The following is a 26,548-nucleotide window of genomic DNA, read 5'->3' as shown; positions in this document are numbered from 1 at the left end:
ACCGACTTCGGAGCCTTTTTCTACGACACAAACGGACAGATCGTTTAAGTTGTTTTCAATTGCAAGTTGACGAATTTTGATCGCAGCAGAAAGACCCGCAGGGCCTGCGCCTACGATGACGACGTCAAACTCCATCGATTCTCTTGTTATATCTTCCATAATATAAAATCCAATTTCGCTATACGATATTTATAGCATTATCTAAATCGGTTATGAAGCTTATTTTTGATCTTTTTATTTGGAATAGGAATTTATCTTTTTTAAATCTTATCTATTTCGCAGCATTAAAAAGGTTTGCTGAGAATTCTGGATAAAGGAAGAAGATGTGTAGATTGGGTATTCAATAAAAGAGCGACTTAATGTCGCTCTGATAATTAATTTTTTATATGTTATTGAGATTCATTGCAATATTATTCACCATGTGAATCAGACGCGGTCCAATTTCATTTTCCAGTTTTTCCTGATTTAACAGATAACTTGGGGCACCACAGTTAAACGTTAATATCCCATGTTTGGGGTGAACCAACGGAACTGCCACGGAATTCACATCCTTAGCCCAGTCACCTAAAGACAGACAGTAGCCATAATCCTGATAATCACGGATTGCACGTTCCAGATTACGCTTGATGGTTGGCCACTGATCTTCGTTTCTTTTCTTGATGGCATCAAATAAATATTCGCGTTCCTTCACATCCATCGCTGCCAGACAGGCCCGTCCCATGGCACTGCTATGAATCGGTAAAGTCGAACCGACAGGGCGGCGCATGGTTAGCGTCGATTCTGTATGTACCACTTCCAGATAAATCATGCTCAAACGGTCACGGGTAGCCATTGCCACAGGGGCTTGGGAATAACGGGACATTTCTTCCATAAACGGATAAGCCTGAGTCCGCGCAGAAATATTACTCAAAGCTGCATAACCCAAAGCCAATACGCCAACATCCAACAGATATTTCGTGGTATTCGGTAGTTGTTTTAAATAACCTAAAGAAACCAGGGTGCTGGTAATACGGGCCACAGTTGGCTTGGGTAAGTTGGTTAATTGTGCAATTTCCTGATTGCCAAGCAATTGATTGGTCGCTGAAAAGCAACGTAAGATTTCCAATCCACGCGCAATAGACGCAATAAATTGAGGATTATTTTCTCTATGAATATGTGAAATCGGATCTAAACGGATTTCATCAAAGTTGGGAATTTCACCAGTTTTATTTTTTGTCATGGTCAGGGCAATTAAAGTTAAATTAATGAATATGATAGCAACATAATTTCACGATACAAAATAAAACACTTCTACAAAAGATAAAATATAGGAAAAAGTGCCGAAATTATTTGTGGTCGAAAAGAATCCTGTTACCCAACTTTGAAGACAATATAAAATCATCTAGTTTTTTAGGTTTAACACGTAGCCAATACATTTAAAAAGTTTCGATTTCTCCGAAAGAGTCAGTGATCGATAAATATTACAGCAAGAAAAAAGGTTTAATTATCTATTCAAAAAAACTGATAAATAGAATAATCACTCATCAAAATATTTCGTATCGTGAAATTAAATATTAAACACAAATCAACTGGAATACCAGAAAAATTTCATTTTTTAGTTAAAATATAAAATTTTTAATAATTTCACTTGCTCAAAATGATTTTATATGATTATTTATTTCGTAATACGAAACAAAAATAAGGGTAAAGGAATTTACCTAAATTATATCCATGGAGATTCATATGATTCGTGATCCGGAAATGCTAGACCAACTTCTGTCAACGATTCGCGATTTTGTAAAAAATGAACTGGTGCCTCTTGAGCATGAAGTAGAAGAGAACAACGCCATTCCTGAACATATTGTGGAACAGATGAAAGAGCTGGGCTTGTTTGGCCTGACGATTCCAGAAGAATATGGTGGTTTAGGCATTACCATGGAAGAAGAAATTCTGGTCGCGATGGAGTTAGGTCATACATCAGCTGCATTCCGCTCTTTAATTGGTACTAACAACGGCATTGGCTCAAGCGGCATCATTATCGACGGTACAGAAGAGCAAAAACAGAAATATTTACCGCGTTATGCAACGGGCGAAATTATCGGGTCATTCTGTTTGACTGAACCAGATTCCGGCTCAGACGCTGCTGCTTTAAAAACCAGCGCTGTCAAAGACGGCGATTATTATATTTTAAACGGAACTAAACGCTTCATTACCAATGCACCACGTGCCACGACATTTACCGTGATGGCACGTACCAATCAAGAGATTAAAGGTGCGAGCGGTATTTCAGCATTTCTAGTTGAAGCAGGTACACCTGGTTTAAGCCTGGGTAAAATTGACAAGAAAATGGGCCAACATGGTTCCTATACCTGTGATGTAATTTTTGATAACTGTAAAGTGCATAAAGATCAGCTGATTGGCGGTGTAGAAGGGATCGGCTTTAAAACAGCAATGCGCGTTCTGGATAAGGGCCGTCTGCACATTGCTGGTTATAGCGTCGGCATGGCAGAGCGTATGCTGGAAGATGCACTTAACTATGCAGTGGAACGCAAACAGTTTGGCCAGCCCATTGCGAATTTCCAGCTAATCCAAGGTATGTTGGCAGACTCCAAAGCCGAGATTTATGCAGCCAAATGTATGGTGCTGGATGCTGCGCGTCTACGTGATGCTGGCCAAAATGTTACGACTGAAGCCTCTTGTGCCAAAATGTTTGCAACTGAAATGTGTGGTCGAGTTGCTGATCGCTGTTTGCAGATTCATGGTGGAGCGGGTTATATCAGTGAATATTCAATTGAACGTTTCTACCGTGATGTGCGTCTGTTCCGTTTATATGAAGGAACCACACAAATCCAGCAAATTATTATTGCGCGTGAAATGATTAAACAAGCAACCGCCTAATCTCATAATTTTAAAATAAGGAAATATTAAAATGACGACAAAAATTAGATTTGATTGGCAAGACCCGTTTTTAATCGAACAGCAATTGACGTCAGAAGAACGCATGATCCGCGATGCGGCGGCAGCGTACTGTCAAGACAAACTGATGCCGCGTGTACTGGAACAGTTCCGTCATGAAAAAACCGATCCCGCTATTTTCCGTGAAATGGGTGAACTCGGCTTGCTTGGCCCAACCATTCCGGAACAGTACGGTGGTGCAGGTTTAAATTATGTCAGTTATGGTCTGATTGCCCGTGAAGTTGAACGTGTTGATTCAGGTTATCGCTCAATGGCCAGCGTACAAAGCTCTCTGGTGATGGTGCCCATTAATGAATTTGGTTCTGAAGAGCAAAAGCAGAAGTATTTACCAAAATTAGCAACCGGTGAATATATTGGTTGCTTTGGCTTGACCGAGCCAGATCATGGATCAGATCCTGGCAGCATGATTAGCCGTGCCAAAAAAGTCGAGGGTGGTTACCGTTTAACAGGCGCAAAAATGTGGATTACCAACAGCCCGATTGCCGATGTATTTGTAGTTTGGGCCAAAGAGGTATCTGCTGAAGGCAATGTCGGTGACATTCGTGGCTTTATTTTAGAAAAAGGCTGGGAAGGGCTTTCTGCTCCAACGATTCACGGCAAGGTGGGTCTACGTGCCTCAATCACCGGTGAAATTGTAATGGATAACGTCTTTGTTCCAGAAGAAAATGCATTTCCGGAAGTTCGCGGTTTAAAAGGGCCTTTTACCTGCTTGAATAGTGCACGTTACGGGATTGCCTGGGGTGCCATGGGAGCTGCAGAGTTCTGCTGGCATACCGCACATCAATACACCATGGACCGTAAACAGTTTGGTCGACCACTCGCTGCGAATCAGCTGATCCAGAAGAAACTGGCAGATATGCAAACTGAAATTGCACTCGGTTTGCAGGTGGCTTTACGTTTTGGCCGCATGAAAGATGAGGGCATTGCGTCAGTTGAAGGTACGTCTTTAATTAAGCGTAATAACTGCGGCAAGGCGCTGGATATTGCCCGTTTGGCCCGTGACATGATGGGTGGAAATGGCATTAGCGATGAATTCGGTGTAGCCCGTCATCTGGTTAATCTGGAAGTGGTAAATACCTATGAAGGTACCCATGATGTACATGCCCTGATTTTAGGTCGTGCACAAACCGGAATTGCAGCCTTTTGCAACTAAACCTGACATCAACTTCTAGCCAGCATTGCTGGCTAGATTGTTTTACGGGTTTAAGAATTGTGCTTAATCACATCATTCAATGTATTGCTACGTGATTTCTGCAGAGAAAATTTATCAAGAACTTTGAAAATCATTTTATACCACCTTGCTAAAGCGTGGTAATGATCAGCGAATATTCTATATTTCACCTAAATAATTAAGTGAAATATGCGTTTTAAAAAGGCACAGGAGTGCCGAAAAGTAGAAAGAGCATTATGGATACGATCAGTTCACAACAACACCCAGTGGAAGGTGGAAACGAACCCAAGCAAAGAGTCTGGATTCTGGCCTTTATTTTCTCATTTTTAGCATTATTGGTTGATGGTGCTGATATTGCGTTATTAGCCTACAGTCTGACCAGTCTGAAACAAGAGTTTTCATTAAGTAATATGCAGGCCGGTGCCTTAGGGAGCTGGACGCTTGCAGGCATGGCTATCGGCGGTTTTTTTGGTGGCTGGGCTTGTGACCGTTTTGGCCGGGTTCGTGTGATCGTCATTGCCATTGCATTATTTTCTTCATTAACCTTCTGGTTAGGATTCGTAGAAAGTTATGATCAGTTCAAATGGCTGCGCTTTACGTCTGCGATTGGACTAGGTGCTCTATATATTGCCTGTAACACACTCATGGCAGAGTATGTACCCACCAAATATCGCTCTACAGTATTGGCAACGCTTATGACTGGCTGGACTTTAGGCTCGGTGGTCGCAACTGTTCTGGCTGGATGGCTATTGCCTGAATTTGGCTGGCGATACCTCTATTATATTGCCATTATTCCAATTGTACTGGCCTTCGCGATGTACTTCTTGGTGCCTGAGCCGAAAGCCTGGTTAGATGCGCGTAAAGCACGCATGGATGCAAAAGCCAGTGGTATTCTGCAGGAAAAACCAAAAAATACTTTTAAAATGATTTTTGAAGATGCACTTAGCCGTCGCATGTTTATCCTCTGGTCCTTCAGTACCGCATTTTTACAGTTTGGCTATTATGGAGTCAGCAACTGGCTACCGGCGTATTTAGAGACTGATCTGGGAATCAAGTTTAAAGAAATGACCATATATATGATCGGGACTTTCCTGATCATGATGTGTACCAAAGTTATTGCTGGTTTTATCGCTGACCGGATTGGCCGTCGTGCGGTATTTGCTTTCGGCACTATGGGTACTGCAATTTTTATCCCTGTGATTGTCTTTGGTAATACGCCGGATAATATCCTCTGGCTGATGTTATTTTTCGGTTTTCTCTATGGTATTCCATACGGTATTAATGCGACTTACATGACAGAAAGCTTCTCCACCAAAGTGCGTGGAACAGCAGTGGGTGGGGCATATAACGTAGGCCGACTGGGTGCGGTGTTTGCACCTCTTACCATTGGCTATTTTGCTCAAGGAGGCTCAATTGGTACCGGCTTACTGATTATGGGCATTGCCTATTTTCTTTGCGGCCTGATACCCGCTTTCTTTATTAAAGACCGCTTATTTGATCCACAAAAGGCAGATTAATCTGCACTCGTAATATAGATAGAACATGCTAGGAAGCAATATGATGAATAAAATCACGCAGGATATCGAGACGGTACTTAAGCAAATTCCTGATGGTGCACACATTATGACCAGTGGTTTTGGCCTGGCAGGTCAGCCGGTAGAATTAATCGAAGCATTAATTGACTTTGGTCCTAGAGACTTAACCATTATTAACAACAATGCAGCTTCTGGAGATCGTGGTCTAACCAATCTGCTGTTGTCTGGACTGGTTAAAAAAATGATCTGTTCATTTCCACGGGCCAATAACTCAACCGTATTTGAAGACCTGTATAAAGCCGGAAAAGTTGAGCTGGAACTGGTGCCACAGGGTAATCTGGCCTGTCGTATTCAGGCAGCCGGTGCTGGCTTAGGGGCTGTTTTTACTCCAACCGGTTTTGGTACCAAAATAGCTGAGGGTAAAGAAACCCGTAATATCAATGGAAAAGATTATGTGCTGGAATATCCGATTCATGCAGATTATGCCTTGGTGTATGCCAATCAGGCAGACCGTTGGGGCAACTTAACCTACCGTAAGGCAGCACGGAATTTTGGTCCAATCATGGCCAAAGCAGCAAAAACCACCATTGCACAAGTCCATCAAGTTGTGGAACTGGGGGAGCTTGATCCAGAGATCATTGTAACGCCAGGGATTTTTGTACAGCATGTGGTCAAAGTTGGAGATATTAAATAATGAATATTCAAAAACGTACACGTGAACAGATTGTGGCCAAAGTTGCACAAGACATTCCAACTGGCTCTTTTGTAAATTTGGGTATTGGTTTGCCGACACGCGTAGCTGGTTATTTAAAACCTGAACAAGGAGTAATTCTGCACTCGGAAAATGGCGTTTTAGGTTTTGCTGCATTGAGTGATCCCGAACAGGCAGATGATGACCTGATTAACGCCGGTAAAGAACTCGTAAGCATGTTGCAAGGTGGCAGTTTTATGAATTCTGCCGACTCTTTCGATATCATGCGAGGCGGGCATCTGGATATCTGTATCATGGGGGCTTTTCAGGTCGCTATTAATGGTGATCTGGCGAACTGGCATACCGGTAATGCTGATGCTGTACCTGCTGTAGGCGGTGCGATGGATCTGGCAGTGGGTGCTCGCTGTGTCTATGTTTGCATGGAACATGTGACCAAAAACGGTGAGGCAAAAATTGTTGAAGAACTGACTTATCCTCTAACAGGTAAACATTGTGTCAACCGTATTTATACTGATTTGTGTGTGATTGAATTAAAAGACCGACAAGCTCAGGTTATTGAAATAGTGGATGGCTTAAGCTTTGAAGAATTACAACAGCAGACAGGCTGTAAATTAGTGGACAGTCGTCAACAAGCAGCCTAAAAATAAGTCCGCAATATTCTGATTAAGTAAAAGTATAGTTTTAGATCACAGCTTCGGCTGTGATTTTTAAATTTTAGAATTATTATCAAATACACGTAATATTGACCATATTTCCGTATTTTAAAGATATAAATACAAACTTTTGCTAATGATTATTTTAATAATAAGTCTAAAATGTTAACAAGCTAAGGAAGGTGATAGTCTGAATGAATAATAATTGTGATGATCAAGAAATTTTTCATATTTTTAATCTGATTGGTCGCCATACTGAACTTAAGCCTATCCTCGATGTCATTAGCCAGTGGCTTGAATCGCGCATTCCAGATGCGCTTGTCACCATTATGCTCTATCAGGATGACACCCAAACTTTAAATGTTATAAGTGGCAAACAGCACTTTTCAAAAGAGTACTGTAATGCTATTCAAGATTTGAAAATTGGGCCAAATCAAGGATCGTGTGGCGTAGCTGCTTTCTTACGTCAGTTGGTCATTAGTCCGAATTTAATGAAAGACCCAAACTGGCAGCCTTACCGTGCTTTGGTAAACGCAGAAAAATTGTCTAGCTGCTGGTCTATGCCGATTATTAATGCTTCAGATATTCTATACGGAACGTTTGCCACCTATTATCGAACACCCAAAATACCGACTGAACCTCATATTCAGCTTTTACAGCAAGCGGCAAAATTAGTTGCCCTCGCAATCGAGCTTGATCAGGAACGTCAAAAAAGACATGAGCTTAATGAAAAATACAGCTCATTTTATACCTATCATCCAGATATTATTTTTGAACTTGACCTGCAGGGACATGTGCTTAATACCAATATTGCTTGCGAAGAAATTACAGGTTTTTCTAAAGCGCAAATTCATGGTCAGCACTATTGTGCCTTCATACCGCCCGAATTCCATGAACTTGCGAATGTTTCATTTTCAGAAGCAGCGCAAGGTAAATCTCAACATTATGAACTTCCAATTTATAATGTTGCAGGCGATATCTTATGGCTGGATCTGACCAATTTACCGATTATTCAAAATCAGAAAGTCACCGGTATTATTGGCATTGCCCGAGATATTACTGTATCGCGTGAAAACAAGGAGTCTCTACGATTATTAAAACGTGGGGTAGAGGCTAGTCCGAATAGTCTTTTTATTACCGATGTCTCTGAAGAAAGGCTAATGGTGTATGTGAATCCAGCTTTTCTAAAGCTCACCGGTTATACGGCAGCAGAAGTACTAGGGCAAAGCTGCTTTTTCTTACAGGGTCCAGATACTGATCCGGATCAGATTGCATTACTCAAGCAAGCAGTTAAAGAACAAAAAGAAATTCAGGTAACTATAAAAAGTTACTGTAAAGATGGCAGCTGGTTCTGGAATCGTTTAACCCTAGGTCCTATTTTTGACCAGACAGGAACCTGCACCCATTTTTTGGGGATTCAGGAAGATATTACTCAGCAACGTATTCACGAAGAATATATTCAGCATCAGCATACTCATGATCATTTAACCGGTTTACCGAACCAGCATGCATTCAAACAGATTCTGGAAAATATTTTTGAAGCACAGCACGAGAGCTCACAACCTTTAGTCTTGCTGTATTTAGATCTGGATGATTTTAAAAATATAAATGACAGCTTAGGTCATCTGGTGGGTGACCAGATTCTCAAAAGTGTGGGCGAGCGGCTGCAAAAATTTGTTCAAGGCAATAATGTGCTATGCCGCTTCGCTGAAGATGAATTCATTTTGCTGCTCTCAGGGACAGATGAGCACACTGAAGTCGAGGTGATTGCTGGAGAAATTCTTGATCTTCTTTCCATGCTGTTTATCGTCGATCAGTACAAAATACATTTAAGTGCCAGTATTGGTATCGTGGCAGATGACAGTTCGATTCATCATTCTTCTGAATTGATTTATCAGTCTGTTTTGGCGATGCAGGAAGCCAAAAGACAAGGTCGTAATATGTGGCAGTGGTATGAAAAAACCAGAATGCAGCCTGTCGCAGAAATAGACTATACTAATCTGCGTCTGGAACTCATGGAAGCGATCAATCAGGAAAATTTTGACCTGTTCTATCAGCCGTTGATTCATCCTGAAACTGGACTGGTAACAGGTGTAGAAGCTTTAATCCGTTGGTGCCATCCACAGCAGGGTTATATTTCCCCAGCGATTTTTATTCCACTTGCAGAAAGAACCGGGCAAATTATTAGCGTAGGTCAATGGGTATTGGAAAAGGCCTGTTTAGATATTGCGGAGTGGAACAAGACGCACAATAGCCAGATCACAGTATCGGTGAATATTTCTCCTTTGCAATTCCGTAGAGCAGGCTTTTTGCAGGTACTTGAACATGCGCTTGAACTCAGTCAATTACCGCCGGAATTACTTAAAATTGAAATTACGGAAGGTGTCATCATTAATGGTGCAGATCGAACGATAGAAATTTTGAAAGCAGTACGTGCTTTAGGTGTACAGGTTGCCATTGATGATTTTGGTACAGGTTATTCGAGTCTCAGTTATCTGCGTCGCTTGCCGATTAATCAAATCAAGTTAGACCGTAGTTTTATTGAAGAACTGACCCTCGATGGTCAGGATGCTGCAATTGTGCAATCGATTATTCACTTGGCACATCAGCTGGATTTGGAAGTTGTCGCGGAAGGGGTCGAAACTTTAAGTCAGGCCAGTTTGCTCTATCAACAGGGTTGTGATCTGCTACAAGGCTTCTTTTATGCAAAACCTGCGCCTTTAACTGAATTGAAGCCTGTTTATCTCGCAATGGAAAATAGTAAATTGAATTAACTCTAAAAAGTTAAGATATCAATATTTTCAACCGCTTTTCAGATAGAAAGACAATGATAAACAGGTCTAAAGAATTTTCCTATTTTATGAGCGTATCATCTTTAGAATTTGCACTTGGTACAGAAAGCGGGATAAAAAAATAAGCTTTTTAACCCCCAAAGGTTTTTAACAGTATCTAAGGCTCAGGCTGAATATTGGCTAAATTTCTTTCTTGGTTTAAATCATAATAGTTAATCACAAAGATCAACACGGCAAAAATAAAACCTAAAATGACACAGGCAGACCAGCCATAGCTTTTCCATAAATGCAGCGATAAAAATGCTCCCAGACCAGCACCTGAAAAATAACAGGTCATATAGATGGCATTAATCCGCGAGCGAGCCTGCATTGAAATTCGATAGACCAGATTCTGGTTCAGGACATGCAAACAGGAAATTCCGAAATAAGCCAGAATCAAGCCCAGGATATAAATCCATAAATAATTTTGGGCAAAGAATAAGGGAATCCAGGCCAGAATCAGTCCACATGTGGCTAGGTGCGCAATCCATTTTTCCCGATGCCTGCCAATCATTTTACCGGTCCACTGAGAGGACCAGATGCCGACCACTCCCACAATGCCCATGAGGCCAATCTGGAAATCGTTAAAATGATAAGGTGCTTCAGCCAGAATAAAAGTCATGGTAGTAAAGATAATACTCAGCATGCCAAAGCCCAAACCTCCGATCATACTCCGCCGGATCAGCATGGGTTCTGTTCGGGCAAAGGTAAATAGTGAGCGATAAATTTGCAATATATTCATCTGCAACTGGCTCTTGGCGCTCGGCAACTGGAACCACATGGCCAGACTTAGCAGAAGAATTGCACAACCACTAAATAGGTATACTGCATGCCAGGACCATAAAGTAGAAATCAGTCCGGCCACGGTACGGGCAAATAGAATACCAACCAGAACACCACTCATGAGCAGGCCAACGACTTCGGCACTTTTATCACGTTGCGACAGGCTGGCGGCAAAAGGAATCAGAATCTGGGTGGTGATCGAACAAAAAGAGGCGAGCAGAGTAAAGCCATATAACATATGCAGATTGGTACTGGCTGAAAGCCCAATAAGCGCCAGTCCGGTACAGAACATTAAAATACAGATATACAGCCGTTTTTCGAACAAATCCCCCAAGGGGACAAACAAAAATAACCCGGTGGCATAGCCAATTTGGGTTAGTACTACAGTCCAGCCAGACTGAGCTACACTGATCTGCAGATCCTCTGCAATAGAATAAATCAAGGGCTGGTTAAAATAGTTACAACCTGCGCAGAGTGCGCAGGTCATTGCCATCATGAACATGAAACGGCGTGAAATTTGCCCTTGGGCTGACATCCTTGTCTCCTGAGGCTTTAAAAACTATAGTTGGCAGAGAGGTTGATACGCGAAATATCTGCTTCCTTGTTGTCAAAGGTTTCACGCTTACCATGATGATATTCTGCACCGAGATTAATCTTTGGAACAGGAGAGTAGATCACGTTGGCCACATAGTCCGTTAAACGTTTATTGGTTTCAGGATTCGCGCGTGCATAGTCGCTGGAATCATCAAAATCAACAACGCTGGCATTAATACTACTCCGTAGTTTCGGCGTAAATTTATGCGTAAATCCGATATTTAAACTGTTAAACTCATTCAGTAAAAGTTCATTATTGGCTGTATCAACCGAATAATCTCCACCCCAGGCAGCGCCATCAGTTGTTGATCCTTGAGTCAAGAAAGCGGCAATACGCTGATCTCCGACCATATGGAAATAGTTCCCCTGGATCGAGTTTTGATCATCAAAACGGTAACGTCCACCAAGACCTACACCCCAACCGACTTTTTCAATATCACCTGTATCTGTTTGCGCCTGCTTTTGATTGACAAAGCCTTGAGCTAATAAATGAAGAGGGCCTGATTGATGAACATATTTAGTGGTTAATGCAGGCAAAGCAGAAGAACGATCGCCACCGGCCATATATTCCAGACCGACATTCCAGGTATTTTCTGGATCAAGTTTGAAAGCATAGCTCACCTGAGGCGTACGTAGGACTGATCCACCCAGGAACAAGCTGTAATCGACAGCTTCAGTGCTAATCTCTGGTGTTGACATCAATGACCAGGCCTGACCAAACGTCCAGTTATAGTATTTTAAGTGTGCATGACGGATACGTAATCCACCATCGCCTTTACCATTGTTGGTCCAGAAGTCGGCTTCTAAACGAGCAGAAACATTCGGATTGCCTCCTAGATCTTTGGCCAGGAAACCAATCCGGCTGGCAGCCGCAGTAAAATCGGAACGTACAGAATCCGGTTCAGTAAAAGGTACTTTATTAATCTGGTTAATGGTACGGCCACGGGCTTCAGTAGTACTTTTGAAATCGACTGCACCATCAAAGCGGATCAAGCCATAAACATCGACATTATCTACCATTGAACTCAGCGTTTTAGAGTCTTGCGCTTTGGCTTGTTCCTGCTGGTTCTTTAATGCAAGTTGCGCGGCTTTTTGTTGTTCTAGTTCTGCCTGGATTTGCTTTAACTGTGACTCAAGAAATTGCATACGGTCTTCAGAAGCTTCTGCTGAAAATGCCTGTGCTGAAGCAATACCACATAATGTCGCTAAAACTAATTTTTTCATTTCTTAATCCCTAAAGAAATTTTTAATCCTGAATGAAAGGAGACCTTTCTATACTGACGTGTTGTAAATATTTGAAGTGAGGAAGGCAGCGATTTGACCTGCCTTCCGAAGTAGGGTTTATTCTGCTTTTTGCGGATCGTATAAACGGTCTTTAATAAACAGGGCAGGAATCAAACCGCATAGGAAATATGCTGCACCCATTACCAACAGACCTGTACCGATCGAACCATGCATCGCAAGATAACCAATCGTAATTGGCGCGAAGATTGCACCGATACGACCAATATTGAATGCACCGCCCACCGCTGTACCACGAACACCAGTCGGGAAACTTTCGGTTAGATAGGTTGCATTGATGGCATATGGAATACCGTACAGGAAGCCGAAGATTAGCATCAGTACGCCAATGTTATCGGCATTATGCATATACACCACGACAGGGATAAATAGCGCTGTTCCCATGGTGCCGAAAGCAAACACAATACGGCGACCAATTTTATCAGCAACATAACCTGCAATGATTTTGGCAAAAATCATGGTGATGAAGGTACCCACCATATACAGTGCCATTTCTTTAAACTTAATGCCTAATTCAGCTTCAAGATAACTTGGCAACCAGTTACTTACACCGAAGTAACCAAATAACAGGAAACCGGAGCTGAAAGACCACAAGATAAACATCTTGCCATGGGTTTTATCTTTAAGAATGGTGATGTATGGATTACCTTTTTTGGTATCGTTATCCACAATCTGACCAGTTCTTTTCATTTCACGGACACGTTTCCATGATTCTGGCTCTGGCACCATAAAGTGCATCAGGATACCCAAAGCTAATGGAGCAATTGTGATCCAGTACAGCATACGCCAGCCGAACTCAGGAATAATCCAGCCTGAAATCATGGTAATCACCAATGAACCTAAAGTGAAACCAGTCATCAATGTTGCCAGTACAGTAGTACGGTATTTGGTTGGCACATATTCAGACATCAGGGTATTACAGGCAATATATAAACAGCCTAAACCCAAGCAAGAAAGAGTACGTAAAATTGCAAATTCAGTATAAGACTGAGCAAAACCTGAGTAGGCTGACAAGATCGAGAAGGCGATGGTGGCCAGTACAATGACGCGGACACGTCCAAATTTGTCGCATGCCCATCCACCAATAAAACCTCCGATCCCCATTCCTAAAAGAGAATAACTTCCCAAGGCACCGGCCTGTACAGAAGTTAGTCCCCATTCAGCTTTCAGACTGGTCAGACTGAAAGCCAGAATCCCGATATCTGCACCGTCACAGAGCAAAATCAGAAAAGCAAAGACAAAAGCCGTCATCCATAGACGTTTTGGCGCCTGTTTAATGGTATCCGTGGAGGAGACATCGGTTTTATTGTCTCCTGTTACGATGGTATCGCTTGTCATTTTTATATCCTCTATATATTAAAAGTAGCATTTCCTCTGCTACCGCTAAATCCATTTTTCTTCCTCACGGAAACATTTTCCTGATCTAACAGACTTGCTCTGCATACAACAGCCGCTGCATTTATTATCAGGCTACATTCGATTTTTCACGCTTTACGCTAAATCAAAATCATCTCATTGCTGGAAAATTTGATTTCGTAAATTAATTTTAAGTTCTGCCTTATGGCGATTATTCATTTAAATGAATAATCAGATTACATTTAAAATACTTAATTCCGTATTGCGAAATCAATTAATCATAAAATAACCAGATGAACAAGAGTTTTTACTCTATTTTTAGTAAAAAATAACTTTTTTGAATTCTGGAGTTAAAAATCCTTGATTTATAGCTTGAGAAACCTTAGTTTTATATAAAATAAAATTTCGCTATACAAAATAAATGGAGTTTTTTAATGGAACAGGTCGTTCAAATAGAACAAATCTCAACTCATGTAGCGATGGTTAAAATTCATCGACCAGAAGCGAAAAATGCCCTGAATACAGAAGTTCGCCAGAAACTTGCGGCGGTTTTTTTGCAGCTGAATGACGATGAAAATATCCGTGCCATTATCCTTACCGGTGGTGAAACAGATTTTGCAGCAGGAGCCGATCTTAAAGAACTGGCCAATGCAGAAACCATTCAAATGATGCAGCGTCGAACCGAACGTTACTGGCAGGCGATTGCACAGTGTTCAAAACCGGTGATTGCAGCTGTAAACGGGTATGCACTTGGTGGTGGCTGTGAACTGGCCATGCATGCAGATATTATTATTGCCGGGAAAAGCGCCCAGTTTGGTCAGCCTGAAGTGAAAGTGGGTGTTATGCCGGGTGCTGGTGGTACCCAGCGTTTATTCCGTGCAGTTGGCAAATTTCATGCCATGCGCATGATCATGACCGGTTGTCTGGTACCTGCACCGGAAGCCTATCAAATTGGTCTGGTGTCCCAGGTGACTGAAGACAGTGAAACCCTTGCTACAGCTATCAAGATGGCGGAAGGCCTAGCGAAAATGCCGCCAATTGCTTTGGAGCAAATCAAGGAAGTGGCTTTATTGGCTGAAGATGTGCCGCTTAATGCCGGACTTACCCTGGAACGTAAGTCTTTCCAGATGCTGTTCTCATCCGAAGATCAAAAAGAAGGCATGCAGGCCTTTATTGAAAAACGTAAACCGAATTATCAGGGACGATAAGCATGAGTATTCAGATTCAGAAAATCGGCATTATTGGTGTAGGCACGATGGGTGCAGGTATTGCCCAGATCGCGATTCAGTCTGGTCATGATGTGATACTGTTTGATGCCAAAGAAGGGGCAGCCGAACAGGCACAGGATAAACTGGCCAAAACATTAAATACCTTAGCAGATAAAGGTAAATTCAGCTATGAAAAAGCCGCTGAAGATATTGCTCATCTGTCGACTGCGCAGCAGCTAGAAGACCTGAAAGATTGTGACTTGATTGTTGAAGCGATTATTGAAAATCTGGAAATCAAGCAAAAACTGATGCAGCAACTGGAAGGAATGATAAAACCAGAAGCGATTCTGGCATCTAATACCTCTTCATTGTCGATCAGTGCAATCGCTGCCAACTGTAAGCAGCCAGAACGTGTGGCCGGTTATCATTTCTTTAATCCGGTACCACTGATGAAAGTGGTCGAAGTGATTGAAGGCTTCAATACCCGCGCTGATATTATTGAAGCATTAACCCAGCTCTCTACAAAAATGGGTCATCGTCCGGTCAAAGCTAAAGATACTCCAGGATTTATCATTAACCATGCCGGCCGTGCCTTTGGTAGCGAAGCCTATGCAATTTTGAATGAAAATGTCACACCATTTTATGATATTGACAGGATCTACCGTGACGGAATCGGTTTCAAAATGGGGCCGTTTGAATTAGGTGATCTGACCGGTATGGATGTCTCGCATCCGGTGAGTGAATCGATTTATCATCAATATTATGAAGAAGCGCGTTACCGCCCAAGCGTGATTACCCGCCAGCGTTTTATTGCTAAACAGCTAGGCCGTAAAACTGGTAAAGGTTTTTACGCTTATACCTCAGGGAGCAAAGTAGGTGATGTAGCTCCAACACTGGTTGAAAAGCTGGATCAATATCCATCGGTTTGGCTAGGCACAGAATATAGCGAAGACCTTCAGGCGCTTGAGCAATATCTGCAGCAGTTCAACATCCAGATCGAGCAAACTGACGCACCTTCAGCAGATGCTTTAATTCTGATTGCGACTTATGGTGAAGATGCAACTTCAGCCGCAGTCCGCTATCAGGTGGCACCTCAGCAAGTGGTGTGTATCGATCTGCTATATAGTCTAAACAAACACCGTACCTTGATGCCAACTTTTATCACCCAACCTGAGCTGGTAAAAGCAGCCCAATCGATTTTCAATCTGGATGGTGTGACCGCCAGCGTAATTCAGGAAAGCGTAGGCTTTGTGGCTCAACGTGCTTTGGCAATGATTGTGAATCTCGGCTGTGATATTGCCCAGCAAGGCGTTGCAACGGTAGAAGATATCAATATCGCAGTAAAATTAGGCCTTGGCTATCCATATGGGCCAATTGAATGGGGGGATGTGCTGGGAGCTGAAAAAATCCTGAAAATTCTGGATCGCATGACTGCGATTACCCGTGACCAGCGTTACCGTCCAAGTCCTTGGTTGCGTCGCCGTGTTCAGCTTGGTCTACCACTTGTTCATACAACACATTAATTAAAAAGTTAAAGGAATAACACTCATGTTAAATGCATATATTTATGATGGTTTACGTTCACCAATCGGTCGTCATGCAGGAAGTCTGGCAAGCGTACGTCCAGATGATCTGGCAGCGACCGTAATTAAAAACCTGCTGGAAAAAACCGGTATTCCGGCAGCAGATGTAGAAGATGTAATCTTTGGGAGTACCAATCAGGCCGGTGAAGACAGCCGTAATGTGGCACGTTTTGCAGCATTGTTAGCGGGTATGCCGGTAACAGTTCCGGGGCAGACGGTAAACCGCTTATGTGCATCAGGTCTCGGTGCTGTGATTGATTCGGCACGTGCCATCACTGCAGGCGAAGGCGAGTTGTACATTGCTGGTGGCGTAGAAAGTATGACCCGCGCGCCTTTTGTGATGGGCAAAGCAGAAAGTGCTTATTCACGTGATGCCAGAATTTATGACACCACGATTGGTACCCGTTTCCCGAACCGTAAATTTACGGATCAGTTTGGCGCGCACAGTATGCCTGAAACAGGTGATAACGTGGCTGAAGAATTCGGTATTAGCCGTGAACAGGCTGATACCTTTGCCGCTGCATCACAGGCAAAATATCAGGTAGCGAAAGAATCAGGTTTCTTTGAAGGTGAAATTACCCCGATTGAAGTTTCTCAAGGACGCAAATTGCCGCCTAAACAAATTACTCAGGATGAGCATCCACGTGCATCTTCAACATTTGAAGCTTTATCCAAGTTAAAACCGCTATTTGAAGGTGGTGTAGTAACAGCGGGTAATGCATCAGGAATCAATGACGGTGCTGCAGCACTGATTATCGGCAGTGAAAAAGTTCAGGAACAGTATGGCTTAAAACCTTTGGCTCGTATCCTGTCTTCTGCAGCCGCTGGCATTGAGCCACGCATCATGGGTGCAGGCCCAATTGAAGCGATTAAAAAGGCAGTACAACGTGCTGGTTTGACGCTAGACGATATGGATATCATCGAGATTAATGAAGCCTTTGCCAGTCAGGTATTATCTTGCCTGAAAGGTCTGGATGTCGCTTTGGATGATCCGCGTGTCAATCCAAATGGTGGTGCGATTGCCATTGGTCATCCACTGGGCTGTTCGGGTGCGCGTTTGGCTTTAACCGTTGCACGTCAGTTACAGCGTACCGGTAAAAAATATGCCGTGATTAGTCTGTGTATCGGTCTGGGTCAAGGCTTGGCGATGGTGATTGAAAACCCTGAAGCTGCATAACAGTTTAGTCATAGTCTTAATGCCATGTATCTATGATATGCATGGCATTCTTTATTGGGATTTTTCTTTCAAAATAAAAATCCCTGCACATGCAGGGATTGATTACATCACTGTAATGATTTACTTACGGGCAGTGACTAATAAAGTCGCTGAACCAAAAGCATAAACTTTACCTTCTTTATCGATAATTCGGCCTTCTGAGGTCAGTACATTACGCCCGATCCGGATGACTTCACCAATAGCTGTATAGGTTTCGCCGCTTTTCATCGCTTTCAGCATTTTTACATTCAGGTCAATGGTCGAGAAACTGACACCTGCATCTACTGTCGTATGCACGGCAGCGCCAGTGGCACTATCTAGAACCGTTGCACAAAAGCCGCCATGAATACCACCCTGTAAATTATAATGGCGCTGATCAGGACGCACCTCATATTCCACATAGTTTTCGCGCACCAAGATCAGACGCATGGGAATAATTTCACTCATGGCTGAACTGGAAATTTCCCCATTCTTAATTGCGGTTAGATATTCGAGTCCGTTTAATTGTGATGTTGACATATCAACTCCTTGTAATGATTTATTTCGCTTTATGAAATAATATTCTGTTTTTCTAAAATTATGATATAACAGATAGTGATCGAAATGCTATATTTTTCCAGGATGGAACGATGACAATAAAAAATCTCGTCACAGATGCTGAATGGCAGGCACGTTGTGAACTCGCAGCGCTTTATCGCATTATTGCGCATTACCGGATGACTGATTTAATTGATACCCATATCAGTTTAAGAGTCCCTGATCAGCCTGACTGTTTTCTGATTAATCAGTATGGTGTCGCTTTTGAAAAAATGTGTGCTTCAACGCTGGTCAAGATTAATCATGAAGGGCAGGTCGTAGAAAGCTATGAACAGGACAAGCCGGTGAATATGGCTGGCTTCGTCATCCACTCCGCAATTCATGAAGCACATGCTCATCTGAACTGTGTTATTCATACGCATACCGCAGATGGCATAGCAGTTTCTGCACAGAAACACGGACTTCTGCCCATTTCCCAGCACGCCATGAAGTTTTATCAGCAGGTGGCCTATCACGAATATGAAGGCGTGGCACTTTCAACAGATGAACAAGAACGCCTGATTCAGGACCTGGGCGGCCATCGCGCCATGATTTTACGCAATCACGGACTTTTAACGGCGGGCGAAACCATTGCACGGGCCTTTCATGAAATCTATTTTCTAGAGCGTGCCTGTCAGGCACAGGTGAAGGCCTTAAGCGGCGGTGCCGAACTGCATTATCCAAGTGAAGATGTACGAATTAAAACCGCCAAGCAGTTCGCTAGTCCTTTAGTTGAACCGATTTTACAGCGTGCCTGGCAGGCCGCTTTGTCTTTGATTGAGCATCAATATACGGAGTATGCATCATGATTGTGATATCCAGTACTGTGCCGAATATTGAGGCAATTCTGGTGAAGTCTTTTCAGAAATATGCGCCTGAGGGCAGTTTTTGTACACTGGACAGCCCGGAAGCAGAACTGGCGACCACAGCAGCTTCGTGGTTTCCAGATCTGGAAAAACTCCGGCAACTTCCAGAGCTTAGCCTGATTCATTCGATTGCTGCAGGGGTCGAACATTTAAATTTAACCGAGATTAGATCTGACCAGTCAGTCTGCCGGGTACTGGATCCACATCATCAAAAGGGCATGTTTGATTATCTGCTTTGGGGTGTGCTGTATTTTCAGCGTTATTTTGACCGCATGATCCAGCAGCAAAAGCAGCAGCTATGGAAACAGTATCGTCAAAGTTATAGCCATCATATCCAGATCGGGATTATGGGCCTTGGCCATATGGGCGGTTATGTGGCAAAACGTTTTGCCGACATGGGCTATCAGGTGTCTGGATGGTCCAATTCCCCAAAAGAGATTGCTCAGGTCAAAAGCTATGTAGGCCAAGAACAGCTTTCCGAGTTCCTGGCCCACAGCCAGATTTTGATTAATTTAATGCCTTTAACTGTAGACAATACTGGAATCTTATCTGAACAGCTATTTAAAAAATTACCTGATCAGGCTGCTCTTATTCAGGTGGGTCGTGGGCAGCATTTAATCGAGCAGGATCTACTCAATGCACTGGATTCAGGTCATCTCCGTGGCGCAATCCTTGATGTATTTGAAGAAGAGCCTTTAACTCCGGATCACCCATTCTGGCAGCATGAAAAGATCGTAGTTACGCCACATGTCGCCTCACATGCACCCATGTCTGTGGTAGTGGAACAGATTCTGGAAAATGACCGACGCTTAAATCTCGGGCTGGATTTGTGCCATCAGGTAGATGTCAATAAAGGCTATTAATTGTAGGGATACAGGCAAAAAAATAAGGAAATTGATGATGTGGGAAACGATTCAAACTCAGGTTCAGCAAGGTATCGCAACCTTAAGCTTTAACCGTCCGGATTCACTCAACAGTTTTAACCGGCAAATGCATGAGGAAGTGCAGCAGGTGCTGAAAAACTGGAATACAGACCCGGATATTCGGGTGATTGTGATTCGCGGTAATGGCCGGGCGTTTTCAGCAGGACAGGATTTAAAAGAACGTACTGGACAGCTCGGCAATGTGCCTTTGCCACCGCAAGGCTCGCTGGCCAAATACTATAATCCCTTGATTAATCTCATTCGCCAGAGTCCCAAACCGGTGATTGCAGCAGTGAATGGTGTGGCTGCCGGTGCAGGTGCCAATATCGCACTGGCCTGTGATCTGGTCATTGCCAAGGAAAGTGCCCGATTTATTCAGGCTTTTTCTAAAATTGGCTTGATTCCTGATGCCGGTGGCACCTGGATGTTGCCACGTTTAATCGGTTATGCACGTGCCATGGCACTCACTTTTCTGGGCGAACCGGTGCATGCCAAAGAGGCCGCCGAAATGGGCATGATCTGGAAAATGCTTCCAGATACAGAATTTGATGCTTATATCGACGACATTGCACAGCGATTATCTCAACAGCCGACTTATGCGCTGGCTTTAACCAAACAGGCCTTGCAACGCAGTGCTGAAAATAACATAGACCAGCAACTGGAGCTGGAACAAAACCTGCAATATCTGGCTCTGAGCAGTCAGGACTATAAAGAAGGTGTCCAGGCTTTTGTCGAAAAACGCCCTGCACAATTTACCGGATGCTAAGGAGAGCATTTATGAAAATTAAGACCCGTATTACCGAGCTTTTAGGCATTCGCTATCCAATTATTCAGGGCGGCATGATGTGGGTCGGTACCGCAGAAATGGCCAGTGCCGTATCTAATGCAGGTGGCTTGGGAACATTAACGGCATTGACTCAACCGACGCCTGAAGCCCTGGTCAAGGAAATTGCACGCTGCCGAGAAATGACCGATCAGCCTTTTGCAGTCAATCTGACTTTATTGCCCGCTGTGAATCCGCCGCCATATGCAGAATACCGACAGGCAATCATTGAAAGCGGTATCAAGATCGTAGAAACAGCAGGCAACAAGCCTCATGAACATATTGAGGCGTTTAAGCAACATGGCATTATTGTCATTCATAAATGTACTTCCGTCCGTCATGCGCTTTCAGCACAAAGAATTGGCGCAGATGTTATTTCGATTGATGGTTTTGAATGTGCGGGCCATCCGGGTGAAGACGATATTCCCGGCATGATTTTAATTCCTGCGGCAGCAGATCAGCTCACTGTGCCGATTGTGGCCAGTGGCGGTTTTGCTGATGGTCGTGGTCTGGTCGCAGCTTTGGCTTTGGGTGCCGAAGGCATCAATATGGGTACACGCTTTTGTGCCACTCAGGAAGCCCCGATCCATCCAAACATCAAACAGTTCTATGTCGATAATGATGAAAGGGCGACACATCTTTTGTATCGACAGTTCCGAAATACCGCCCGTGTTGCCAAAAATGCAGTATCTGATCTAGTCGTTAAAATGAGTGAAGATCCAGATCTGGAATTTGAACAGATTCGTCCCTATGTCAGCGGTTTAAAAGGCAAGCTCGCTTTAGAAAATGGCGATGTGGATGCGGGAGTTCTGACTGCAGGTCAAGTGATGGGATTGATTCATGACATTCCGACTTGTCAGGCGCTGATCGAAAATATCATGCAAGATGCAGAGCAAATTATTCATCAACGTCTGACTCATTTCTTGGCTCGTTGAACCATTTCATTGACGATCAAACAAAAAAGCCATTCCGTCATGAATGGCTTTTTTTCATCCTGAAGATTTTTTATTTTTAAATGGGAAATTTCATCGAATGACTAGATTTTATTCTTTAAATTATATTATAGTGGATTTAAAACATAATTTCGTATTATGAAATTAATAGTCATAAATATACAAATTAGAACTCATACAAGGGAATTACGATGAGAAATTATATTGCGCCATTAAAAGACATGAAGTTCGTCCTGAAAGACCTGTTAAACGTTGAACAGAAATATCAGGGCTATGCAAAATTCGCAGACAAGGTTTCTATGGATATTATGGAGCAATATCTGGAAGTCGCTGCGGACTTTTGCCAAAACGAACTTCTACCGATTAATGCGACAGGCGACCAGCAGGGTTGCCGTTTGCAGGATGGCGTCGTAACCACCCCGGATGGGTTTAAAGCAGCTTATGACAAATATGTGGAACTCGGCTTTACCTCATTAACTGGTGACGAAGCATATGGCGGTCAGGGCTTCCCGACCTTATACCGTATTGCCATTTCTGAAATTATTACCGCAACGAACTGGTCTTGGGGCATGTACCCAGGCCTGTCCCATGGTGCCATGCGTACTTTAGAGCACCACGGTAGCGATGAACAGAAACAGAAGTTTCTGGTACCTTTAATTGCAGGCCGCTGGACTGGAACCATGTGCTTGACTGAATCTCATGCCGGTTCTGACCTAGGTTTAATCCGTACCAAAGCAGTGCCAAATGAAGACGGCAGCTATAGCATCAGTGGCGAGAAAATCTTTATCTCAGCCGGTGAACATGATCTGGCGGAAAATATCGTGCATATCGTATTGGCACGTTTGCCAGATGCACCTGCGGGAACCAAAGGTATTTCGCTGTTTATTGTGCCGAAATACAATCTGGATGAAGCTGGTAATGTGGCTTCCCGTAATGGCGTGGTATGTAGCGCTCTTGAACACAAGATGGGCATTCACGGTAACGCGACCTGTGTGCTGAATTTTGATAATGCCAAAGGTTTCCTGATTGGGCCTGAAAATCGCGGTCTGAACTGCATGTTTACCTTTATGAACTCGGCACGTATCGGTACAGCTATTCAAGGCTTGGCAGCAGCAGAATCTTCTTATCAGGGGGCATTGGCTTATGCCAAAGACCGTCTGGCGATGCGTTCTCTTGAAGGTGCAAAAGTGCCAGGCCAGCCTGCAGATCCGATTATCGTGCATCCGGCAGTACGTAACATGCTGCTGACTCAAAAGGTGTTTGCAGAAGGTTCACGTGCACTTGCATATTATCTGGCGACCTATGCCGATATCGCTGAAGCCACTGACAGCCCGGAAGAAAAGAAAGCAGCTGAAGACCGTCTGGCATTATTAACCCCAATTGCCAAAGCATTAATGACTGAAACCGGCATAGAAGCGGCTAAACATGGTATGCAGGTTTTCGGTGGTCACGGTTATATTGCTGAACATGGCATGGAACAGATTGCCCGTGATGCACGTATTGCCAGCCTCTATGAAGGAACCACTGAAATTCAGTCCATTGACTTGCTGGCGCGTAAAGTGCTGGGCTCAAAATTGGGTCTGTTGACCGCATTAACCGAGGAAATTCAAGGCTTTGTAAAAGAACATCAACAACATGCCCAGTTTAGCCAGCAAGTTGCACAAGTCAGCCAGTTGACTGAACAATGGCTGGAATTAACCAGAACCATTCAGGAGCAGGCTCAGCAGTCTGCCAATGAAATTGGGGCAGCATCAGTTGACTACCTATATTTCTCTGGTTATGTCGTGTCCGCTTATCTGTGGCTGAAAATGGCAATTACTGCGCAGCAGAAAATTGAAGAAGGTAATACTGATCCGTTCTATGCAGCCAAGATCAAAACTGCACAATTCTTCTTTGCACGTATTTTGCCAAGAACTTCAACCCACTTTGCCAATATTCAGGCGGGTGGTGAAAGCCTGTTTTTACTTGAACCTGAAGAGTTCAAATTCGATTAAAGCTTTTGACCCACGATACTCGTGTCGTGGGTCTTTTTTAATAATTTTTGCATCCTCACCCAATTCAAATATTGAGATTTATTCTCGGATATTGAATAAACCATAAAATAACAAGATCAGGAGTCTATATGGATTTAGACATGATTACTCGACAGTTTCCTTATGCTGATCTGCAACTTACTTTTCATGAAGTCGGACAGCGTACTGCATTTCCCACTATTATTCTGATTCATGGCACCGGTGGAAATACCGACAAGCATTTCAGCTATATTTTTCCGATGCTGGGTATTCATCAGCGGGTTTTATCCATTGATTTACATACCCCAGATAAAGCTGATCTAAAGGTGACCGATTTTAGCCAGCAGGTTGAAGCACTGATTCAGCATGCGGTTGCAGAAGATGAAATCATTACAGTGGTCGGCTATTCACTCGGTGCCGTGATTGCTGCACAAGTAACAGCCAGTTTAAAACAGCGCGTAGCGCGTTTGATCCTGTTAGCCGGTTGGGCCAAAACCAGCTCGGTGCAACAACTACGTACTGTCATTTGGCAGCAATTATTTACTGAACAATCTGCGGCCTTGCCTCATTTTGTCAATTATTGCCTGTATAGCGATGATTATCTGTCTGCACGAAGCGAACAGCAGGTGTTGGATCTAGCACGCTTTGTCAAACCTTCCCAAGATGCAGCCAAACAGCGGGAACTGAATTATCGCATTGATATTACATCGATCTTGCCTGAGATTCGTGCAGAGACGTTGATTGTGGCTTGCCGTGAAGACCGCATGGTACCTGTAGCGCAAGCTAAACTGCTGTTTGCTTCAATTTCGAACAGTCGCTATATCGAAATTTCTTCAGGACATGCGCTCTATGTCGAAGCGCCAGCCGAAGTGGTGCAACTGGTAAACCAGTTTAGCCAGCATCCAGAACAATATCCGGTGAATCAAAAAATCCAGCCTTATATGCCTTAAAGGAGATAAATAATGCAAGCTCAAGGACAGCGCAGCAAGATTCTAATTGTAGGCAGCGGTTTTGGTGGTTTGGGAATGGCAATCCGCCTTAAACAGCAGGGCATCCACGATTTTAAAATCATTGAACGTGCAGCAGAAGTGGGCGGTACTTGGCGTGACAATACCTATCCCGGAGTCGCCTGTGACGTACCCTCCCATTTATATTCTTTTTCTTTTATTAAAAATCCGGACTGGTCACGCATCTTTCCGCAAGGGGCAGAAATCCAGCGCTATTTAATTCAGTGCTGTGATCAGGAGCAGATTCGTCCACATATTGATTTTCATACGTTGCTGGAAAAAGCCAGCTGGAATGCCAAAGAACGCATCTGGGAAATTCAGACCTCCAAAGGCCCGTATCAGGCAGATTTTTTAATGACTGCAACCGGCCATCTTGCGGATGAACATCTCCCACAAATACCGGGTCTGGAAGAATTTCAAGGCCAGGTGATGCATTCTGCGCGCTGGAATCATCAGGTGAATCTGGATAATCAGCGTGTCGTGGTGGTGGGTTCAGGGGCTTCAGCCGTTCAGCTTGTGCCGGAAATTGCCAAAACAGCAAAAAGCCTAACTGTCTTGCAACGTAGTGCGCCATATATTTTGCCCCGACCAGATCGACCTTATTCTGAGTCAGAAAAACAGCTTTTCCGCAAAGATCCTGACAGTATGTCGGCATTAAGACATGCTTTGTTCTGGGGCAATGAATACAATTTCGCGCAGCGTCGTAACCTGAAAAGTCAGATTGAGCGGGTCAAGAAAAACTGTCTACAGTTTTTGCAGCATCAGGTTTCAGATCCTGAGTTACGGCGTAAACTTACCCCGCATTATGAGCCGGGTTGCAAGCGCTTATTGTTGTCTAATGATTATTATCCGACTTTTCTAAAACCAAATGTCACACTTGAAGACTCAGCATTGGCAGAAGTTACGAAAGACGGTGTATTAAGCCAGGCTGGAAATAAATTTTCTGCAGATATCATCGTATTTGCGACAGGATTTGAAGCGGCGCGTCCACCCTATGCCGCAAAAGTGGTGGGTAAACAGGGTTTAAGCCTGGAACAGCAATGGTCCAGCGGTATGCAGGGTTATCAGTCAACGACCGTACACAACTTTCCAAACCTGTTCATTCTGAATGGGCCAAATACAGGCAGTGGGCATAATTCAGCGCTTTATTTTCTGGAAACCCAGTTTGATCTGGTACTGGATGCCTTGCAGTTTTTTGAGCAGGAACAGATTCAGGTCTTTGAAGCAGATCAAGAGGCTGAAAATAGCTATATGCAGGAGCTACAGCAGCTTTCCCAAGGTAGTGTCTGGTTATCGGAAAGCTGTAAAAGCTGGTATCTGGACCCGGTCAGTCGCAAGCTGACTTTGGTCTGGCCGGATTATGCTCATTCATTTAGGGATAAAAATCAGCATTTTATTCGTAGCGGTTATCACTACCAGTATGTTGAATCGAGACAGCAGAAAGTGGTTTAAAAATATTTAATTAAAATCAAAATCTTATGGTTTAAAT

22 protein-coding genes are annotated in these 26,548 nt (G+C 43.4%); 16 read left to right on the top strand and 6 right to left on the bottom strand.

Annotated elements, in window-relative coordinates; all coding sequences use genetic code 11:
* Together AC13CK_RS10325 and AC13CK_RS10320 are read right to left on the bottom strand one after the other, a co-directional pair.
* Positions 1-159: FAD-dependent oxidoreductase (locus AC13CK_RS10325; protein WP_475653905.1), on the bottom strand; the 159-nt coding region annotated here is incomplete at its 3' end.
* 223 nt (positions 160-382) lie between these two features.
* Complete coding sequence (locus AC13CK_RS10320; RefSeq protein ID WP_004280319.1) at positions 383-1,219, bottom strand: IclR family transcriptional regulator; 837 nt, start codon at positions 1,217-1,219, stop codon at positions 383-385.
* Between the two features lie 503 nt (positions 1,220-1,722).
* Here AC13CK_RS10320 and AC13CK_RS10315 point away from each other — a divergent pair.
* The 6 genes from AC13CK_RS10315 (at position 1,723) to AC13CK_RS10290 (ending at position 9,800) form a co-directional block, all read left to right on the top strand.
* Positions 1,723-2,877, top strand: coding sequence for an acyl-CoA dehydrogenase family protein (locus AC13CK_RS10315; protein WP_004280318.1), 1,155 nt, complete (start codon positions 1,723-1,725; stop codon positions 2,875-2,877).
* Between the two features lie 31 nt (positions 2,878-2,908).
* Positions 2,909-4,108 (top strand): acyl-CoA dehydrogenase, encoded by a 1,200-nt coding sequence (locus tag AC13CK_RS10310; protein WP_425878427.1) that lies wholly within the window; start codon positions 2,909-2,911, stop codon positions 4,106-4,108.
* A gap of 254 nt (positions 4,109-4,362) precedes the next feature.
* A complete protein-coding gene (locus tag AC13CK_RS10305; protein ID WP_482831157.1) occupies positions 4,363-5,643 on the top strand; it encodes an MFS transporter in 1,281 nt (426 codons plus the stop codon).
* Positions 5,644-5,683: 40 nt separating this feature from the next.
* Positions 5,684-6,355, top strand: a complete 672-nt coding sequence (locus tag AC13CK_RS10300; RefSeq protein ID WP_005100322.1) for a 3-oxoacid CoA-transferase subunit A — start codon at positions 5,684-5,686, stop codon at positions 6,353-6,355.
* Positions 6,355-7,014 carry a 3-oxoacid CoA-transferase subunit B gene (locus tag AC13CK_RS10295; protein WP_005100324.1) on the top strand — a complete coding sequence of 220 codons (660 nt, stop codon included), beginning with the start codon at positions 6,355-6,357 and terminating at the stop codon, positions 7,012-7,014. Before AC13CK_RS10300 ends, AC13CK_RS10295 begins: the two co-directional genes overlap by 1 nt.
* 206 nt (positions 7,015-7,220) lie before the next feature.
* Positions 7,221-9,800 (top strand): bifunctional diguanylate cyclase/phosphodiesterase, encoded by a 2,580-nt coding sequence (locus AC13CK_RS10290; protein ID WP_425878422.1) that lies wholly within the window; start codon positions 7,221-7,223, stop codon positions 9,798-9,800.
* A gap of 175 nt (positions 9,801-9,975) precedes the next feature.
* Here the strand turns inward: AC13CK_RS10290 and AC13CK_RS10285 are convergent, their stop codons facing one another.
* The 3 genes from AC13CK_RS10285 to AC13CK_RS10275 all read right to left on the bottom strand — a co-directional run bounded on the left by AC13CK_RS10285 (position 9,976) and on the right by AC13CK_RS10275 (position 13,874).
* Positions 9,976-11,175: an MFS transporter gene (locus AC13CK_RS10285; protein WP_482831155.1), complete on the bottom strand. Its 1,200-nt coding sequence runs from the start codon at positions 11,173-11,175 to the stop codon at positions 9,976-9,978.
* Between the two features lie 17 nt (positions 11,176-11,192).
* On the bottom strand, positions 11,193-12,458 hold the full coding sequence (locus tag AC13CK_RS10280) for a DcaP family trimeric outer membrane transporter (RefSeq protein WP_191112371.1): 1,266 nt from the start codon (positions 12,456-12,458) through the stop codon (positions 11,193-11,195).
* Between the two features lie 117 nt (positions 12,459-12,575).
* Positions 12,576-13,874 carry an MFS transporter gene (locus tag AC13CK_RS10275; protein WP_005096906.1) on the bottom strand — a complete coding sequence of 433 codons (1,299 nt, stop codon included), beginning with the start codon at positions 13,872-13,874 and terminating at the stop codon, positions 12,576-12,578.
* A gap of 452 nt (positions 13,875-14,326) precedes the next feature.
* On the opposite strand from AC13CK_RS10275, the gene AC13CK_RS10270 reads away from it, so the two are divergent.
* The 3 genes from AC13CK_RS10270 to AC13CK_RS10260 are packed head-to-tail and all read left to right on the top strand — an operon-like array spanning position 14,327 to position 17,860.
* Positions 14,327-15,100 carry an enoyl-CoA hydratase gene (locus AC13CK_RS10270; RefSeq protein ID WP_407595295.1) on the top strand — a complete coding sequence of 258 codons (774 nt, stop codon included), beginning with the start codon at positions 14,327-14,329 and terminating at the stop codon, positions 15,098-15,100.
* A gap of 2 nt (positions 15,101-15,102) precedes the next feature.
* Positions 15,103-16,623, top strand: coding sequence for a 3-hydroxyacyl-CoA dehydrogenase (locus AC13CK_RS10265; protein WP_482831154.1), 1,521 nt, complete (start codon positions 15,103-15,105; stop codon positions 16,621-16,623).
* A 25-nt stretch (positions 16,624-16,648) separates the two neighbouring features.
* On the top strand, positions 16,649-17,860 hold the full coding sequence (locus AC13CK_RS10260) for a 3-oxoadipyl-CoA thiolase (protein ID WP_425878413.1): 1,212 nt from the start codon (positions 16,649-16,651) through the stop codon (positions 17,858-17,860).
* A 120-nt stretch (positions 17,861-17,980) separates the two neighbouring features.
* On the opposite strand, the gene AC13CK_RS10255 is transcribed toward AC13CK_RS10260, so the two are convergent.
* The gene (locus AC13CK_RS10255) at positions 17,981-18,418 is read right to left on the bottom strand and encodes a PaaI family thioesterase (protein ID WP_005246335.1); all 438 of its coding nucleotides are present in this window, start codon (positions 18,416-18,418) and stop codon (positions 17,981-17,983) included.
* 110 nt (positions 18,419-18,528) lie between these two features.
* On the opposite strand from AC13CK_RS10255, the gene AC13CK_RS10250 reads away from it, so the two are divergent.
* The 7 genes from AC13CK_RS10250 to AC13CK_RS10220 all read left to right on the top strand — a co-directional run bounded on the left by AC13CK_RS10250 (position 18,529) and on the right by AC13CK_RS10220 (position 26,511).
* Entirely contained in the window at positions 18,529-19,284 is a 756-nt protein-coding gene (locus AC13CK_RS10250) for a class II aldolase/adducin family protein (protein ID WP_253145669.1), read from the top strand.
* Positions 19,281-20,204, top strand: coding sequence for a 2-hydroxyacid dehydrogenase (locus tag AC13CK_RS10245; RefSeq protein ID WP_425878410.1), 924 nt, complete (start codon positions 19,281-19,283; stop codon positions 20,202-20,204). The genes AC13CK_RS10250 and AC13CK_RS10245 overlap by 4 nt, the downstream gene beginning before the upstream one ends.
* Positions 20,205-20,241: 37 nt before the next feature.
* Positions 20,242-21,030: an enoyl-CoA hydratase-related protein gene (locus AC13CK_RS10240; protein WP_425878596.1), complete on the top strand. Its 789-nt coding sequence runs from the start codon at positions 20,242-20,244 to the stop codon at positions 21,028-21,030.
* An 11-nt stretch (positions 21,031-21,041) separates the two neighbouring features.
* Positions 21,042-22,022, top strand: coding sequence for an NAD(P)H-dependent flavin oxidoreductase (locus tag AC13CK_RS10235; protein ID WP_425878408.1), 981 nt, complete (start codon positions 21,042-21,044; stop codon positions 22,020-22,022).
* Positions 22,023-22,231: 209 nt separating this feature from the next.
* Positions 22,232-24,034 carry an acyl-CoA dehydrogenase C-terminal domain-containing protein gene (locus tag AC13CK_RS10230; RefSeq protein ID WP_482831151.1) on the top strand — a complete coding sequence of 601 codons (1,803 nt, stop codon included), beginning with the start codon at positions 22,232-22,234 and terminating at the stop codon, positions 24,032-24,034.
* Between the two features lie 128 nt (positions 24,035-24,162).
* Positions 24,163-25,002 (top strand): alpha/beta fold hydrolase, encoded by an 840-nt coding sequence (locus tag AC13CK_RS10225; protein WP_425878404.1) that lies wholly within the window; start codon positions 24,163-24,165, stop codon positions 25,000-25,002.
* Between the two features lie 12 nt (positions 25,003-25,014).
* Positions 25,015-26,511, top strand: a complete 1,497-nt coding sequence (locus AC13CK_RS10220; protein WP_425878402.1) for a flavin-containing monooxygenase — start codon at positions 25,015-25,017, stop codon at positions 26,509-26,511.
* Positions 26,512-26,548: the final 37 nt, after the last annotated feature.

Source organism: Acinetobacter sp. L-24 (assembly GCF_056857555.1).
This window is presented reverse-complemented; position numbering and strand designations above follow the sequence as displayed.

What these genes read in the sequence shown, in the direction of transcription:
- AC13CK_RS10320 (WP_004280319.1), bottom strand. Translation starts at nt 1,219, where the DNA reads ATGACAAAAAATAAAACTGGTGAAATTCCCAACTTTGATGAAATCCGT.
- AC13CK_RS10315 (WP_004280318.1), top strand. Translation starts at nt 1,723, where the DNA reads ATGATTCGTGATCCGGAAATGCTAGACCAACTTCTGTCAACGATTCGC.
- AC13CK_RS10310 (WP_425878427.1), top strand. Translation starts at nt 2,909, where the DNA reads ATGACGACAAAAATTAGATTTGATTGGCAAGACCCGTTTTTAATCGAA.
- AC13CK_RS10305 (WP_482831157.1), top strand. Translation starts at nt 4,363, where the DNA reads ATGGATACGATCAGTTCACAACAACACCCAGTGGAAGGTGGAAACGAA.
- AC13CK_RS10300 (WP_005100322.1), top strand. Translation starts at nt 5,684, where the DNA reads ATGATGAATAAAATCACGCAGGATATCGAGACGGTACTTAAGCAAATT.
- AC13CK_RS10295 (WP_005100324.1), top strand. Translation starts at nt 6,355, where the DNA reads ATGAATATTCAAAAACGTACACGTGAACAGATTGTGGCCAAAGTTGCA.
- AC13CK_RS10290 (WP_425878422.1), top strand. Translation starts at nt 7,221, where the DNA reads ATGAATAATAATTGTGATGATCAAGAAATTTTTCATATTTTTAATCTG.
- AC13CK_RS10285 (WP_482831155.1), bottom strand. Translation starts at nt 11,175, where the DNA reads ATGTCAGCCCAAGGGCAAATTTCACGCCGTTTCATGTTCATGATGGCA.
- AC13CK_RS10280 (WP_191112371.1), bottom strand. Translation starts at nt 12,458, where the DNA reads ATGAAAAAATTAGTTTTAGCGACATTATGTGGTATTGCTTCAGCACAG.
- AC13CK_RS10275 (WP_005096906.1), bottom strand. Translation starts at nt 13,874, where the DNA reads ATGACAAGCGATACCATCGTAACAGGAGACAATAAAACCGATGTCTCC.
- AC13CK_RS10270 (WP_407595295.1), top strand. Translation starts at nt 14,327, where the DNA reads ATGGAACAGGTCGTTCAAATAGAACAAATCTCAACTCATGTAGCGATG.
- AC13CK_RS10265 (WP_482831154.1), top strand. Translation starts at nt 15,103, where the DNA reads ATGAGTATTCAGATTCAGAAAATCGGCATTATTGGTGTAGGCACGATG.
- AC13CK_RS10260 (WP_425878413.1), top strand. Translation starts at nt 16,649, where the DNA reads ATGTTAAATGCATATATTTATGATGGTTTACGTTCACCAATCGGTCGT.
- AC13CK_RS10255 (WP_005246335.1), bottom strand. Translation starts at nt 18,418, where the DNA reads ATGTCAACATCACAATTAAACGGACTCGAATATCTAACCGCAATTAAG.
- AC13CK_RS10250 (WP_253145669.1), top strand. Translation starts at nt 18,529, where the DNA reads ATGACAATAAAAAATCTCGTCACAGATGCTGAATGGCAGGCACGTTGT.
- AC13CK_RS10245 (WP_425878410.1), top strand. Translation starts at nt 19,281, where the DNA reads ATGATTGTGATATCCAGTACTGTGCCGAATATTGAGGCAATTCTGGTG.
- AC13CK_RS10240 (WP_425878596.1), top strand. Translation starts at nt 20,242, where the DNA reads ATGTGGGAAACGATTCAAACTCAGGTTCAGCAAGGTATCGCAACCTTA.
- AC13CK_RS10235 (WP_425878408.1), top strand. Translation starts at nt 21,042, where the DNA reads ATGAAAATTAAGACCCGTATTACCGAGCTTTTAGGCATTCGCTATCCA.
- AC13CK_RS10230 (WP_482831151.1), top strand. Translation starts at nt 22,232, where the DNA reads ATGAGAAATTATATTGCGCCATTAAAAGACATGAAGTTCGTCCTGAAA.
- AC13CK_RS10225 (WP_425878404.1), top strand. Translation starts at nt 24,163, where the DNA reads ATGGATTTAGACATGATTACTCGACAGTTTCCTTATGCTGATCTGCAA.
- AC13CK_RS10220 (WP_425878402.1), top strand. Translation starts at nt 25,015, where the DNA reads ATGCAAGCTCAAGGACAGCGCAGCAAGATTCTAATTGTAGGCAGCGGT.